This is a genomic window from Streptomyces sp. NBC_00273, assembly GCF_036178145.1.
GTDB lineage: Bacteria > Actinomycetota > Actinomycetes > Streptomycetales > Streptomycetaceae > Streptomyces.
Genome location: NZ_CP108067.1, coordinates 7,818,652 through 7,833,630 on the forward strand (window position 1 = coordinate 7,818,652; position 14,979 = coordinate 7,833,630).

General features: G+C 69.5%; 11 protein-coding genes. All 11 read left to right on the forward strand.

Features of this window, described 5'->3' with window-relative positions; genetic code table 11:
• Positions 1-45 precede the first annotated feature (45 nt).
• Positions 46-1,311 carry an aminotransferase class I/II-fold pyridoxal phosphate-dependent enzyme gene (locus tag OG386_RS35035; RefSeq protein WP_328791377.1) on the forward strand — a complete coding sequence of 422 codons (1,266 nt, stop codon included), beginning with the start codon at positions 46-48 and terminating at the stop codon, positions 1,309-1,311.
• Positions 1,312-1,489: 178 nt separating this feature from the next.
• The gene (locus OG386_RS35040; protein WP_328791378.1) at positions 1,490-2,755 is read left to right on the forward strand and encodes an aminotransferase class I/II-fold pyridoxal phosphate-dependent enzyme; all 1,266 of its coding nucleotides are present in this window, start codon (positions 1,490-1,492) and stop codon (positions 2,753-2,755) included.
• Positions 2,756-3,057: 302 nt separating this feature from the next.
• Entirely contained in the window at positions 3,058-4,143 is a 1,086-nt protein-coding gene (locus OG386_RS35045; RefSeq protein ID WP_328791379.1) for a monodechloroaminopyrrolnitrin synthase PrnB family protein, read from the forward strand.
• Between the two features lie 34 nt (positions 4,144-4,177).
• Complete coding sequence (locus tag OG386_RS35050; protein ID WP_328791380.1) at positions 4,178-5,464, forward strand: FAD-dependent monooxygenase; 1,287 nt, start codon at positions 4,178-4,180, stop codon at positions 5,462-5,464.
• Positions 5,461-6,330, forward strand: coding sequence for a class I SAM-dependent methyltransferase (locus OG386_RS35055; protein ID WP_328791381.1), 870 nt, complete (start codon positions 5,461-5,463; stop codon positions 6,328-6,330). Before OG386_RS35050 ends, OG386_RS35055 begins: the two co-directional genes overlap by 4 nt.
• A 181-nt stretch (positions 6,331-6,511) precedes the next feature.
• A complete protein-coding gene (locus OG386_RS35060; protein ID WP_328791382.1) occupies positions 6,512-7,882 on the forward strand; it encodes an MFS transporter in 1,371 nt (456 codons plus the stop codon).
• 433 nt (positions 7,883-8,315) lie between these two features.
• Positions 8,316-8,843 carry a flavin reductase family protein gene (locus OG386_RS35065; RefSeq protein ID WP_328791383.1) on the forward strand — a complete coding sequence of 176 codons (528 nt, stop codon included), beginning with the start codon at positions 8,316-8,318 and terminating at the stop codon, positions 8,841-8,843.
• Positions 8,844-9,409: 566 nt separating this feature from the next.
• Positions 9,410-10,780 (forward strand): salicylate synthase, encoded by a 1,371-nt coding sequence (locus OG386_RS35070; protein WP_328791384.1) that lies wholly within the window; start codon positions 9,410-9,412, stop codon positions 10,778-10,780.
• Entirely contained in the window at positions 10,777-12,051 is a 1,275-nt protein-coding gene (locus OG386_RS35075) for a 3-deoxy-7-phosphoheptulonate synthase (RefSeq protein ID WP_328791385.1), read from the forward strand. Before OG386_RS35070 ends, OG386_RS35075 begins: the two co-directional genes overlap by 4 nt.
• Before the next feature lie 492 nt (positions 12,052-12,543).
• Positions 12,544-13,062: a flavin reductase family protein gene (locus OG386_RS35080; protein WP_328791386.1), complete on the forward strand. Its 519-nt coding sequence runs from the start codon at positions 12,544-12,546 to the stop codon at positions 13,060-13,062.
• A 231-nt stretch (positions 13,063-13,293) separates the two neighbouring features.
• On the forward strand, positions 13,294-14,910 hold the full coding sequence (locus OG386_RS35085) for an NAD(P)/FAD-dependent oxidoreductase (protein WP_328791387.1): 1,617 nt from the start codon (positions 13,294-13,296) through the stop codon (positions 14,908-14,910).
• The last annotated feature ends 69 nt before the right edge of the window (positions 14,911-14,979 follow it).

The following is a 14,979-nucleotide window of genomic DNA, read 5'->3' on the forward strand; positions in this document are numbered from 1 at the left end:
CCGCGCAACACGTCCCCCCACGTCCATGCGCAGGAGGACGCACTGATGGAGAAAGTCACCGAACCGGAGGAATCCATGACGACCGAGAACAGGCAGAACAGCGTGCCCAGCATGGATCGAATCATCAGCCACCTACAGGAACATTGCCCCGACTTGGGGAACGTCCGCCACCTGTACGAGGCGGTCGTCGCCAAGTACGACGGTGTGCACGCCACCTTCGAAGACGGTCGGTCGAGCCTGGTGCTGACCACCTACGACTATCTGGGCCTGCTCGGCGACGAAAGGCTCAACGACGCAGCGAAGGAGGCAGTGGACTTCTTCGGGACGGGGTGCTTCGGCTCACGGGTCCTGGGGGGAAGCCTCGACCTCCACCGCCAGCTGGAGCAGGAACTCGCTGCCTGGGTGGGCAGGGAGGACGCCATGGTGCTCAGCTCGGGTTTCATGACGAACTACACGGTGCTGGCCGCCATGGCCGGTTCCGGCACCTGGGTGCTCGCCGACGAACTCAACCACATAAGCATCGACGACGGGTGTCAGGCGGCCAAGAACGCCGGAGCGACCGTACACGTCTACCGCCACAACGACATGGGTCACGTGGAAGAGCTGCTGCGCCAAGCACCGCGGGACGCACCCAAGATCGTCGTGTCGGACGGCATCTTCGGCATGGAGGGGGACCTCCTCGACCTTCCTGGTCTGTCCGAACTGTGCCGGCGCCATGGAGCGCTGCTCTTCGTCGACGAGGCCCACAGCCTGGGCGTGATCGGGCCCAACGGCGGAGGCGTCCAGGACTACTACGGATTGCCCCACACCGTCGATCTGGTCATGGGCACGCTCAGCAAGGCCATCCCGGCTTCCGGCGGCTTCATCGCCGGTTCGCAGGAACTCATCGCAGCACTTCGGCTCGCTGCGCGGGGGTACCTGTTCAGCGGCGCGTCATCACCGATGGCCGCAGCGGCCAGCCTTGCGGCACTGCGCGTCATCCAACAGGAGGGCGCTGACCGCCGCTCCTTGCTGCAGCGCAACACGAAGCACCTCAGAAGGCGTCTGGAAGCCGCGGGTCTCCACCCCGAGGACGTACCGGGACCGATCACCCCCCTGGTCCTCGGAGAGGACCACACCGCCCTGGAAGCGGCGAGGCTCTGTCATGAGCGAGGAGTCTTCGTGCTCTCCATGGTGCCTCCGGCGGTGGCTCCCGGCACATCCGGCTTGCGTCTGAACCCGACAGCCGCCCACAGCCCGCAGAACATCGATTTCGCCTGCGACGTCATCATCGAGGCCGTGCGAGCGGCCACGGAACGGGCCGAAGACTGAAATCCAGACCGTTCCCGGCGAAGCTGACGGGAGGCCGCGATTCCCAGGGGATCCGCCGGCTCGGTGATTTCACGTTCTGGCGGATCGGGCTCCGAGGCAGATCCGTCGTGCGCCGTGGCGATACGGCGATGAACTGCACAACCCGTCCCCCCACGTCCATGCGGAGGAAGACGCACTGATGGAGAAAGTCACCGAACCGGAGGAATCCATGGCGACCGAGAACAGGCGGAGCAGCGTGTCCAGCTTGACGCGAATAGTCAGTCACCTGCAGGAAAGGGCGCCCAAGCTGGGCCACATCCGTCATCTGTACGAGGGGACCATCGCCAAGTACGACGGTGTGCACGCCACCTTCGACGACGGCTATTCGAAGATGGTGCTGACCACCTACGACTATCTGGGCCTGCTCGGCGACGAGCGGATCAATGCGGCAGCGAAAGAGGCAGTGGACTTCTTCGGGACGGGGTGCTTCGGCTCACGGGTTCTGGGGGGAAGCCTCGACCTCCACCGCCAGCTGGAGCAGGAACTCGCTGCTTGGGTGGGCAGGGAGGACGCCATGGTGCTCAGCTCGGGTTTCATGACGAACTACACGGTGCTCGCCGCCCTGGCCAAGCCCGGCACCTGGGTGCTCTCCGACGAACTCAACCACGCGAGCATCGTCGACGGATGTATGGCGGCCAAGAGCGCCGGAGCGACCGTACGCGTGTACCGCCACAACGACATGGGTCATGTGGAAGAGTTGCTGCGCCAAGTGCCGCAGGACGCAACCAAGATCGTCATCTCGGACGGCATCTTCAGTATGGACGGGGACGTCGTCGACCTTCCCGGTCTGTCCGAACTGTGCCGGCGCCATGGAGCGCTGCTCTTCGTCGACGAGGCCCACAGCCTGGGCGTGATCGGGCCCAACGGCGGAGGCGTGCAGGACCATTTCGGATTGCCCCACACCGTCGATCTGGTCATGGGCACGCTCAGCAAGGCCATCCCGGCTTCCGGCGGCTTCATCGCCGGTTCGCAGGAACTCATCGCAGCACTTCGGCTCGCTGCGCGGGGGTACTTGTTCAGCGGTGCGTCATCACCGATGGCGGCAGCGGCCGGGCTTGCGGCACTGCGTGTCATCCAGCAGGAGGGCGCTGACCGCCGCTCCTTGCTGGAACGGAACACGAAGCACCTCAGAAGGCGTCTGGAAGCCGCGGGTTTCAACCTTCCGGACGTACTGGGACCGATCACTCCCGTCATCGTGGGGGATGACTACGTCGCCCTGGAAGGAGCCAGGCTCTGCCAGGAGGACGGCGTTTTCGTGCTCTCGGCGCTGCCTCCGGCGGTAGCCCCCGGCACGTCCCGCTTGCGCCTGAACGCGACAGCCGCCCACAGCCCGCAGAACATCGATCTTGCCTGTGACGTCGTCATCGAGGCCGTGCGAGCGGCCACTGAGCGGGCCGGAGGCTGAAGTCATCGGGCGTATCGAGCCGGCCAGCGCGGCGGGCAGGCCGCAGAGCCTTCGGTGACGGCGCTCTGCGGCCTGCCCGCGCGGCGGGGTGAGGTCACCGTGGCGCACCCCATTGATTCTGGGCGCCCACCCCTTCCCGCCGGTCGAACTGCGAGCAGGCGGCGGAGGCCGTGCCCGGTGTGCGGCCGGGCCCACTGATCGCAGTCGGCGGCAGTGCGGTTGACGGGAGCCGCCCGCAGGGCCCCGAGACACCCCTCTCCGACGTCACGTGACCACGGGACACCCACCGGGAGTTGGTTCGTATGCATTCCGGAACACACATAGACGCCGCTTCCGGGGAATTCAACGCGCAGGTCGCGCTGCTCGATCCGTTGAGCCTCGACGTCGACCTGCGACGCCTGCCCAAGATCAACGAAGCGGCGGACGTCGACGCCTTGGCGCGTGTCCTCTGCGAGGCCCTCCCGACGGAGCAGCGCATCGCCGGTTTCACGCTGCCGGAATGCCTCGCCGCGATGCGTGATCTGGGCATGTACCTCGGCAGCCTCACGCGGCACGGAGTGGTGGCCTTCGACGCCGTCGCGGACGCCGCCGGACCGTTCGAACTGTTGGGGCGGCGTGCGCACATGATCCCGCGCGACACGGTCTACCACTACACGTGCTGGAATCCCACGGGCGAGCGCGAGCGGCTCTACACCGGGCACCCCATGGAGCGCGGCCTCATCGACGCGGTGCGCACGTGCGTGCCGGAGCTGGCGCGGGCGATCGACATCGGCCGTTCACTGGACGAGGCGGATCCGCGCAGTGCCGGGCGGGCCGGCGACTGGGCGTCCTTCGTCGAGTGCGTCACCGTCATCGACACGGCGATGAGGACGGTGCTCGGGAACGTCTCCCACGAGTTCTTCGCCCTCGAGCTCCGACCGTACTTCGAGGAAGTCCGCCTGGGGGGACGCACCTACATGGGCCCGGCCGCAGCCCATGTGCCCCTCTTCCTGATCGACCTGCTGCTGTGGGCGTCGGACGGGGGCAGCGAGGAGTACCTGTCGTTCTGCGACGAACTCGTCTCGCACACGCTTCCCGGCTGGCGGGAACGGTACGCGGAATGGAGGGCGAAGCCATCCCTGGCCACTCGCTTCGCCGCCGCCCTCGATGAACCCCGCACGCCGGACGAGTCGCTGCACGTGCAGGCCGGTACGCGGGCGCTGGGGGAGGCGCTCAGGGCGTTGGTCTCGTTCCGCGGCAAGCACCTGGTGATGGCACGGCGCGGCTATCACGAGGACGTGCGGCTCTACGAACTGGGCAGCGGCGGGGGAAGCACGGAACTGCTCGACGGGATCCTCACCCTTACCCGGCGGACCCGCGCCGGCATCGGCCCGGCCGCCGCGTCGTGACGTCACGGTCGCCTCTGCGGAGGGGGAGCGAGCGATGAGGATCGTCCTGGTCGGGGCCGGCATCGGCGGACTGGCGACCGCGATGAGTCTGCATGCCGCGGGGTTCGAGGACGTCACCGTCTTCGAGGCCGCTCCCCGCCTCGGTGCGCAGGGGTTCGGTCTGAACATCCTGCCCAATGCCGTGCGCGAGCTGGCTGAGCTCGGCCTCCTGGACGAGCTACGGCAACATGGCCTCCAGGCCCGTGAGTTGCTGATGTGTACCCCGCGGGGTGACCTGGTGTGGCGGGAGGACCGAGGGCTGTCGGCGGGCTACGGATGGCCACAGATCTCGATGTCCCGCGCCCGGCTCGTGGAGGTTCTGGCGGCGGAGGTACGACGACGCCTGGGCGGCGGGGCGATAGTCACCGGCGCCCGGCTCGTCGGCCTCGACGGAGCGCGCGGTGCCTTCGTGCACGAGGACGGCGCGCGGCGGACGGTGGAGGCGGACGTGCTCGTCGGGGCGGACGGCATCCACTCGGCGGTGCGCGCGGCCTTCTACCCCGCCGAGGGCCCTCCCCGGACGAACGGCATGACCCTGCTCCGGGGGACCACCTGGGGCAGCGGGTTCCTGTCCGGAGCGTCGATGACCGTCCTGGGCGACGACAGGAGACGGTTCGTCCTGTACCCGATGGACCGCGGTGCGGGGGACAGGAGCCTGATCAACTGGGTCGCCGCCGTCCCGGAACCCACCGTCGGCGCGGGGTGTCCCCCGCCCCGGGAAAGCGTCTCGGGGATGCGGGAGTTCCTCCTGCGGGAGTTCGGCGGTTGGCGCCCGCCGGACCTGGACCTGGTCCGCGTGATCCGGGACACCGAGCGGATACACCGGTACCCGATGATCGACAGGGACCCCGTCCCGCGGTGGACGTTCGGCCGTGTGACGCTCCTGGGCGACGCCGCCCACGCGATGTACCCCGCCGGGTCCAACGGCGCCACGCAGGCGATCGTCGACGCACGGGTGCTGGCGTGGCACCTCGCCTCGCACTCCGACGCGGGCGACGCCCTGCGGGCGTACGAGGACGAGCGCCTGCCCCAGATGACCGAACTACAACGGATCAATCGGTCCATGGGGCCGGAGAGGGTGCTCACGTTGGCGCATCAGAGAGCCCCGCGGGGATTCGAGAGGATCGGGGACGTCTTCGGCGAGGAGGAACTCGCGGAGATCTCCCGCAGCTATGCGGTGACGGGGAGGTTCGACCGGGACCGGGTCAACTCGCGGCCCACGCTCTCCGTCCACCGACTTCGGCAGCACGCTGCGCTGCAGGACCACGGGAGTGCGGGATGACCGGCACGGGCCGGCTCGGCGACAGTGCCGAAGCCGTCAAGGAGACCAGCTTCATCACCGCCGTCATCAGGGCCATGGAGAACGACCGCCCCGACGCGTACTTGTCGGACCGTCACGCCGCGCTGCTGAGCACGCCGAGGTCGAGGCGGATGGCGGAGGAGGCGCTGGCCGCCGGCGGCACGATCGGCTCCGTGATCGTGCGGGGCCGGTTCGGCGACATCGCGCTCGAGCAGGCCGTCGCCGACGGCATCACGCAGGTGGTGTGCCTGGCGGCGGGCAGCGACACGCGGGCCTGGCGCCTCGGCCTTCCTGCCCGTACCCGGTTCTTCGAGATCGACCTGCCGGGTCAACTGGCCGCGAAGGAGGCGTTGCTGGCTCCGCTCGAGGACCAGCTCAGCTGCCTTCGAGTGGCGTTGGACGAGGACCTCCGCGGCGAGACGTGGCCGCGGCGGCTGAAGGAGGCGGGGTACGCGCCCGACAGACCCGCGGTGTGGATCGTCGAGGGACTCGTGCCGTACCTGGGAGTCGAGCACTTCACCCGGCTCCTCACCCGTATCGGGACGCTTTCGAGCAGCGGTTCTGTGCTGCTCGTCGACGCACCGCACACCGCCTACTTCGAGGACGCGTCCAACGAGGGGTTCCTCGCGTTCATGGAGTCCCGCGGGTCCGCGTTCCGGCCCGGACCGGACGACTTCGGTGGCCTCCTGGCCCGTCACGGCTGGTGGGCCGAGCCGTACACCTTGAGCCAGCTCACCGCCGGTGCCTGCGCGTGGCTGCCGGCTCCACCGGAGCGGCTCTGCCCGCCCCACGACCACCACTGGGTGGTCCGCGCACATCGCGCCGATCGTCGTTCTTGGCTCGATTAGTGCACTTCTCAGGCTATTTGATCGACAGTACACTGCCCAGATGTCATTTTCTGAATGTGTTCGAAAACTCCCCCCATTACGCGTGATGACCAAGGACTGATGCGCTGTGACCAATACGGATTCGTTAAAGGAAACGCCGGCCACTGATGGGGGTGGCCGGCCGGGGCTCACACTTGCCGCGGTGAGTGTCGTGCAGTTCATGGTGTCTCTCGACCTCTCGGTCGTGAACGTCGGACTCCCGCAGATCAGGGAGAGCCTCGGCTTCAGCGAGGTGGGCCTGACCTGGGTGATCCACGCCTATGCCCTCACCTTCGGCGGGCTGCTCCTCCTGGGCGGCAAGATCGCCGACCTGTTCGGCCGTAAGCGGCTCGTGCTGATCGGCCTCGCCCTGTTCGGCCTCGCCTCCCTCGCCGGTGGTTTCGCGACGGAACCGGGGCATCTGGTGGCCGCCCGCGCCGCGCAGGGCATCGGGGCCGCCGCGCTGGCCCCGGCCGCGCTGGCGCTGCTGACCGGGACCTTCCCGTCCGGCCCGGAACGCGTGAAGGCGTTCGGTGTTTGGAGCGCGGTGAACGCCGCGGGCGCGGCCTTCGGCGTCCTCATCGGCGGTCTGCTCACCGAGTACGCCGGCTGGGAGTGGGTGATGTTCATCAACGTACCGATGGTCGTCATCGCACTGGCCCTGACCTGGCGCGGCATCGTCGCCGACGGGCCCAGCGGAGACCGCGGCCGCCCGGACGTCCTGGGCGCCCTGCTCGCCACCGCCGGCATGAGCCTGCTCGTCTTCGGCGTCGTCCGCACCGACCAGTACCCGTGGACCTCGTCGACGACCCTCATGACGCTGGCCGCGGCCGTCGTCCTGCTGGCCGCCTTCCTCTACGTCGAGAAGAGCACCTCGCGCGACCCGCTGATCAGGCTGGGTCTGTTCACCCACCGCTCGGTCGTCGGCGCCAACCTCTTCATCCTCCTGCTCGGCGGCGCCATGTCGTCGGCCTTCTACTTCATCTCCCTCTACCTCCAGGGCGTGCTGGGGAGCGGCCCCGCCCTGAGCGGCGTTCAGTTCCTGCCCTTCGCGCTCGGCGTCGTCGCCGGGTCGGTTCTCGCCATCAAGCTGGGCGGCCGTCTCGCCCCCCGGATGGTGCTGGCCATCGGCGGCATGCTGACGGGCATCGGATTCGCCTGGTTCAGCCTGTTCACCGCCGACGGTTCGTTCGTCGCCGACGTCCTGGGCCCGTCGATCCTCGCCAGCATCGGCATCGGGCTCTGTCTCGGCCCCATCGCCTCCCTCGCCACCGGCGGCGTCCCGGCCCACGAGGCGGGCGCCGCCTCCGCTCTGCTCAACAGCGCACGCCAGATCGGCGCCGCACTCGGCTTGGCGGCCCTGGGTACCGCCGCCAACGCGCGCACCGGGGACTCCGGCACGCTGGAAGCCCTCACGGACGGCTACGCGCTCGGCATGACCATCGGCGCCGTGATCGTGGTGGTCGGCGTCCTCGTCGCACTCGTGGTGCTGCCCCGCACCGTCCCCGACACCGACGGAGCCGGGCAGCACTGAACGCCGCGGTCGGCCGGCGGCCCCCACGCACATCCCACGTCGTCACCGGCCGGGCCGCCGGCCGGCGACGACGGATGCCCGAGCCTCGGCGCCGCCCCGCGCGGGTTCGTCCTGCCGCAGCCCGGGGCGGCCGACCTGCGAAGTTCTGCGCGAAATAGAGCAGTCGTACGGAGAATTCCATAAGAACGCTCTTCCGAGGCATATGTAAGATACATTCAGGATATGGCTCCATTAAGCCCCGATAGAGATTCTCGGCACGATGGCAGTTCGAGCGAAGAGCCGAGACGATATCCGCCGCTGCAGCTCAGGAGATTGCCATGAATGACGTGAGTTTCCGGTGTCGAGTCACCCGCCGCAGGGGAACGGCCGACCGGATCGCGGCACCGTGGCCCGTGCCACGTACCCGTCCGACGAGCAGCGCGTGGAGATTCGCATGATCCGAGCAGCGCGTACCCGAGCGGGAAACCGGATGCGCCCGGCCGGCGCCGACGGCCTGAAGTACCTGGCGGCACGCATGCGCACGGGCGTGGCCATCGCCACCGCCTTCGACATCGAGGCCCGGCCCTGGGGCGCGAGGTGCACCTTCCTGGCGACGGTGGCCGAAGAACCGCCCACCGTCATGGTGACCCTGCTCAGCGAAAGCCCCACGGCCCACGCGGCGCTCACCGCCGGCGAGTTCGCCCTCAACGTCCTTTCCCGGGGAGCCCGGACGGCCGCCGAGCTGTTCGACTCCGAGGCGCCCGACACCTTCGACCGCATCGACTGGACCGTTCCGCGCGGAGCCACCGGGCCCCACCTGCGCGCCGACGCGCAGGTGGTGGCCAACTGCTCGATCATGGGCCACTCCTGCCACGGCGACGAGGTGACGCTCTTCGCCGACGTGAGCCACGTCTTCCTCAAGCACCTCATGTGCCGCGAGCTGTTGGCCGCCGCACTGGCGGGCGCCGGCCTGACCGTCTGATCCGTGCCCCGAGTGCCGTACCGCACGCGGGGCACGGCCGTGCGCCGGGGACGCCTCCGGTTCCACGGGACCGGAAGCGGAGATCCGCGGGCCCGGACGCGAACACCATCCCGGCAGAACTGACCCTGCTCGGCGAGATGGTGTGTATTGTCAGTCAAACCGCGCTGTTTCGTTCCGCGCGCTGATGTACGCGGTGGCCCGTCCCCCACCGCGGCCCGCGCCGAGCAGGCGCGGATGGTTTCGTGACCCGTGTCACCGGTTTCCCTCCCGGGCCACCGGTCCACACCCCGTCAACCGAGCGGCATTCACCCGACCTCCGGGCAGCCTTCGTGCTCCCCTGCTCCGGGCCGGGCGTCCCGCCCGGCCCGCTCGCCGTCCACGGCCGCGGACCGAGCCGGAAGCGGTCGCCGGCCTCGGGCACCCCGAGGAACCGCCGGTCCCGGAGTCGGGCGCACTCGCGGCTGCTCGGAATCCGGTGCCTCCCGCCCGCGGTTCCGCCAGTCGGCCTGCGGTGAACTCCCGCTTCGCATTTGCCTTCTGACCTGTCGAGGAAAAGGACGTTCGCGATGAACCAGTTCCCCAGGCACTACTTCGAGACGCGGCTGAGGCTGGTCTCGGACCCCCTGACCGCCGTCGCCCGCCTGGCCTCGTCCGGCCTGCACGCGGACTACGTGGTGTACGAGAACAGCGGTACGTGGTCCTACGCGGGCGGCTCCTTCGCCGAGATCACCCTGGACCGCACCGGCGCACGGCTGCGCCAACAGGAAGAAGTGTTGCTGCCGTGGGACGGCTGTCCGCTGAAACAGGTGCAGGACCTTCTCGATGCCGTACGGATCAAGGACTGGCGCGCCTACGGCTGGGCGGCGTTCGAGCTGTCGTACGCCAAGGACGGAGACGCGCGGCACATCGGTGACCAGCGCCTTCTCCACCTCGTCATACCCCACACCGAAATCAGGATCGAGGACGGCGAGGCCCATCTGCGCTCCGCGGACCAGGCCACGCTCACGGCCGCGCTGGACGCCCTGATGAAGGAGGGCGACGAACTGCGGACCGAACCGACCCCGGTGGACGTGCGGCGGGCCGGAGCGGACGCCTACCGCCGGTCGGTGGGTGCCGCGGTCGAGGCGATACGCGACCAGCACCTCCAGAAGGTGATCTTCTCCCGGGTGGTGCCGGTCGACTTCGAGGTCGACTTCGTCGGGACGTACCTGGCGGGCCGGCGCGGCAACAACCCCGCACGTTCCTTCCTCCTCCGCCTCGGCGGCATCGAGGCGACCGGCTTCAGCCCGGAGATCGTCGCCCAGGTCGGCCCCGACGGACGCGTCGTCAGCCAACCCCTCGCCGGAACGCGGGCGTTGACCGGCGACCCGGCCGAGAACGAGCGCCTGCGCGAGGAGCTCCTCGCTGACCCCAAGGAGATATACGAGCACGCGATATCCGTGAAGGTCGCGTACGACGAACTGCTCGACGTGTGCGCCCCCGGCAGCGTCGACGTGGAAGAGTTCATGGTCGTGAAGGAGCGCGGCACCGTGCAGCACCTGGCCTCCCGGGTGAGCGGACAGCTCGACGCCGGCCGGGGCGCCTGGGACGCCTTCAGCGCGGTCTTTCCCGCCGTCACCGCATCGGGGGTGCCCAAGCAGGCCGCGTACGACAGCATCCGCCGCAACGAGTCCGACGTGCGGGGGCTCTACAGCGGGGCCGTCCTGACCTTGGACCAGAACGGGGCCATGGACGCCGCCCTGGTGCTGCGCAGCGTCTACCGGCAGGACGGACGCACCTGGCTGCGTGCGGGCGCGGGCATCGTGGGGAACTCCCGTCCCGAGCGGGAACTGGAGGAGACCTGCGAGAAGATGGGCAGCATCGGGCGCTTCCTGGTACCGGCCGGCGAGCCCGTGGGCGCTGCCGCCGCGGCGATGGCGGGAGAGGCGCACGCATGACGGCGACGTCCTCCCGTCCGAGGAAGACGCATGCCCCGGACGGCGGCGCCCTGCTGCTGGCCGGGGACGAGGGCGCCCCCCTTTCCCCGGACGAGATACGACGCTGGCGCGCACTGCCCGCCGAACAGCAGCCCGACTGGACTGCAAGCCCCCACCTCGCTCCGGTGCGTGACACCCTCGCGACCAGGCCGGCGCTGGTCACCCGGCAGGAAGTGGACACGCTGCGCGCCCTGTTGGCCGAAGTCGCACGAGGCCGCTATCTGGTGGTGCAGGCCGGAGACTGCGCGGAAGACCCGGCGGAGTGCGCCGCCGGACCGGTCTTGCGCAAGGCGGACCTGCTCGACGAGCTCGCCGAGGCGATGCACGCGCGCTCCCGCGCGCCCGTCCTGCGCGTCGGCCGCATCGCCGGCCAGTTCGCCAAGCCCCGCTCCCGGCCCATGGAACGCGTAGACGGGCGACTGCCCGTCTACCGCGGCCACCTGGTCAACGCTCCCGAGCCCGACGTGCTCGCCCGCCGCCCGGAGCCGTCGCGCATGGTGACGTGCTACGACGCCGCGGCCATGGCCATGGCCGCACTGCGGCTCCGCGGCGGCGGGGTCGCAGGGGCGCCGGAAGCACGTACCTGGACCAGCCACGAGGCGCTCGTCCTGGACTACGAACTCCCCCTGGTGCGCCGCGGCATCGACGGCGGGCTGCTGCTCACCTCGACGCACTGGCCGTGGATCGGCGAGCGCACCCGGCAGCCCGACGGAGCGCACGTGCGGCTGCTGGCGTCCGTGGACAACCCCGTCTCCTGCAAGGTCGGTCCGTCCTGCACCGCGGACGACCTGGTGCGCCTGTGCGCCGCGCTGGACCCGGACCGGATACCCGGCAGACTGACGCTGATCGCGCGGATGGGCGCCGGGTCCGTGGCCGAACGGCTGCCGGCACTGGTGTCCGCCGTACGGGCCGCGGGACACCCGGTCAGCTGGTTGTCGGACCCGATGCACGGGAACACCGTGACCGGACCGGGAGGGCTGAAGACCCGCCGCGTCGACGAGATCGTACGTGAGGTCGTCCGCTTCCAGGACGCCGTCGTCGCGGCGAAGGGAGTCGCGGGAGGACTGCATCTGGAGGCTACGCCGCATCCCATTGCCGAGTGCGTGTCGGAGGCGTCCGGGCTGGCGGAGCTGGGGCGCCCGGACGGGACGTACACGACGCTGTGCGACCCACGACTCAATCGCCGGCAGGCACTCGACGTGGTCTCCGCGTGGCGCGGACGGCGAAGCTGACGCGTCGCCGGGCACAGGGGGAGGGGGCTCCACCGTCCGAGGCCCTCACGGCGAGGGCCTCGGCACCCTTTCCGGCCGGCACGTCGAGTGCTGACTTCCGATGAGCCGGACGCATGTGAATTCCTCACCCGCCCGTGCGTTCTTCACGGCGCTTTCTGCCTCCCTCACCAGTTGGCTCCGAGTGGTCATCGAATTGATGACAGCCCTGAGGCGGCATGGCAATGTTCGGTGCGAGCCATCCTGTGGCGGGACGGCCACAGGGCGGCAGAACGAATCTCACCGAGTGCATGTCGTCGAATTCTCCCTTCCGATTCTGGAAAGGGTGAGAGAAGCCGGCCGAGAAGGATCGGGCGGCTGGTCGACCTGCGCGAAGACCATACGACAAGGGGGCGGCTTCAGCCGGGGAATTCCGCCTCGCAGGACCAGATGGTGCGCACATCCCGTCGAGGAAGGCGTCGGACGCCCTCCCTACCCCGAGAGGCCATGTGACTGATGCAGGCGGACACTCAGAAGCTGAACCAGCCCGGACCCGTCGACACGGCGATGCTCCGCCGTGTCTGCGGTCACTTCGTGACCGGCGTCACGGTGATCACCAGTGGAAGCGGTGCGCAGGCGGCCGGGACCACGGTCAACTCCTTCACGTCGGTCTCCCTCGACCCGGCACTGGTGTTGATCTGCCTGCACAACGACTCCCGGCTGCGTCCGATCGTCGAGGGGACCGGCGCGTACGTGGTCAACTTCCTCTCGGCGCAGCAGGAAGTGCTCGCGCGGAAGTTCGCCGCCAAGGCGACGGCGTCGCTGCGGGACGTGGCGCACCACCCCTCCGCGACGGGGACACCCGTCCTCGACGACGCGCTGGGGTTCCTCTCCTGCCGCGTGGTCAGCGCGACCGAGGTCGGGGACCACACCATCTTCGTCAGTGAGGTGGTGGACATGGGACTGCCGACGCGGTTCGAGCAACCGCTGGTCTTCTTCCGCGGAGCGCTGCGCGCGCTCCAGGAAGCGCTCTGATGCCCGTCGTGTCGACCCCCTGCCGACCCGCCCGCGGGTGAAGGGCCACTGACGGGCGCGCACCGATGCCCCGGCATCCGATCGGCGTTCGCCGTCGGTCCGCACGAACCCCGCAACGTCCACCTGCCGCACGGCCGTGCCCGGCTCCCCGTGCCGCGGGACGCGTTCGGGCGGGAACTCTCCGAAGCCCCTACCAGGACACCGGCCACGTACTGCTCCGAAAGGCGAACTGTGAACACGACGGACAACGGACAGCGGGACGCGACGCGCTACGACGTCGCCATCCTCGGTGCGGGCATGGCGGGTGGGACGCTTGCCGCGGTGCTGGCGAGGCACGGTGTCAAGGTGCTGGTCATCGACGCGGGCACGCACCCGCGCTTCGCGGTGGGCGAATCGACCATCCCGTACACCTCGACCATGATCAAGGTCATCGCTGACCGCTACCAGGTGCCCGAGATCGGTTCGCTCGCCAGCTTCCGCGGCATCCAGACGAAGATCTCCCCCCTGAGCGGCCGCAAGCAGAACTTCGGTTTCGTGTACCACCAGGAGGGCAAGCCCCAGGACCCCGACCAGGTGAACCAGTTGAAGATCCCCAGCTGGCACAGCACCGAGAGCCACCTCTTCCGTCAGGACACCGACGCCTACCTGTTCAACGTCGCCGTCTCCTACGGGGCCGACGCGAGCCTGGGCACCCGTATCCAGGACATCGAGACCGGACCCGACGGAGTCGTGCTGCGATCGGACCGCGGGGAGGATTTCCACGCCGAGTACCTGGTGGACGGCAGCGGGTTCCGCTCGCCGGTGGCCGACGCGTTCGGCCTGCGCGAGGAGCCCACGCGGGCGCGCCACCACTCCCGCAGCCTGTTCACCCACATGGTGGGCGTGAAGCCGTTCGACGACTGCGAGGGAGCGAAGGGGCACGACCAGCCCAGCCCGTGGCACGCCGGCACCCTGCACCACGTCTTCGACGGCGGCTGGCTGTGGGTGATCCCCTTCGACAACCACGAGGGCGCCGTCAGCACGCTGTGCAGCGTCGGTCTGACGCTGGACGAGAGGGCCTTCCCGAAGGACCACCGCTCCCCGCAGGAGGAGTTCGACGCCTTCCTGGCGCGGTACCCGCAGATCGCCGAACAGTTCGACGGCGCCCGGGCGGTGCGCCCGTGGGTCAGCACCGGACGGTTGCAGTACTCCGCGACGCGGACGGTCGGTGAGCGGTACTGCCTGACCGCACACGCGGCGGGGTTCATCGACGCGCTCTACTCGCGAGGCCTGAACAACACCTTCGAGGTCGTCAACGCCCTGGCGTGGCGGCTGATCGAGGCGTCCCGCGACGGCGACTGGTCGACCGAGCGGTTCACCTACATCGACGCGCTTCAGCAGGGCCTGTTCGACGTCCACGACGACCTGGTCTACAGCTCCTTCGTCGGATTCCGCGACTACGCCCTGTGGAACGCGGTCTGCCAGGTGTGGAAGTCGATCAGCTTCCTGCCGTCGCTGGCCCTGGAGCGTGCCCACCGCCTGCTCCTGGAGACCAAGGACGACGGGCCCCTGAGGGATCTGGAGAAGTCCGATCCGCCGGGGCTGCCCGCACCTGTCGGCCAGGGCCTCGCCCGCCTGCTCACCTTCACGAGGGAGCTCTGCCAGCGCGTCGAGGACGGTGAGGTGACGCCCGCGGACGCCGCCGAGCAGATCCTCGCCCGAGTACGGGACACGGAAGTCATCCCGACGCCCCTCGACCTGAGCAACCCCGACAACCGCTTCTTCGACGCCACGCCCGACGTCATGGAGCAGGTCGTGGCGTGGGGCAGGGCGGAGGCGCCCGAGCACATCAGGCGCCTCTTCCGGTAGGACCGGTCCGCCGGACCGCCCCCCGCTCCGGGGCCGTCCGGCGGCCCGCAATGTTTTCGTGGCAGTTAT

Bases quoted from the DNA above. Each gene is read 5' to 3' on its own strand.
- OG386_RS35075 (WP_328791385.1), top strand. From the start codon at position 10,777: ATGACGGCGACGTCCTCCCGTCCGAGGAAGACGCATGCCCCGGACGGC.
- OG386_RS35055 (WP_328791381.1), top strand. From the start codon at position 5,461: ATGACCGGCACGGGCCGGCTCGGCGACAGTGCCGAAGCCGTCAAGGAG.
- OG386_RS35080 (WP_328791386.1), top strand. From the start codon at position 12,544: ATGCAGGCGGACACTCAGAAGCTGAACCAGCCCGGACCCGTCGACACG.
- OG386_RS35050 (WP_328791380.1), top strand. From the start codon at position 4,178: ATGAGGATCGTCCTGGTCGGGGCCGGCATCGGCGGACTGGCGACCGCG.
- OG386_RS35035 (WP_328791377.1), top strand. From the start codon at position 46: ATGGAGAAAGTCACCGAACCGGAGGAATCCATGACGACCGAGAACAGG.
- OG386_RS35065 (WP_328791383.1), top strand. From the start codon at position 8,316: ATGATCCGAGCAGCGCGTACCCGAGCGGGAAACCGGATGCGCCCGGCC.
- OG386_RS35040 (WP_328791378.1), top strand. From the start codon at position 1,490: ATGGAGAAAGTCACCGAACCGGAGGAATCCATGGCGACCGAGAACAGG.
- OG386_RS35070 (WP_328791384.1), top strand. From the start codon at position 9,410: ATGAACCAGTTCCCCAGGCACTACTTCGAGACGCGGCTGAGGCTGGTC.
- OG386_RS35045 (WP_328791379.1), top strand. From the start codon at position 3,058: ATGCATTCCGGAACACACATAGACGCCGCTTCCGGGGAATTCAACGCG.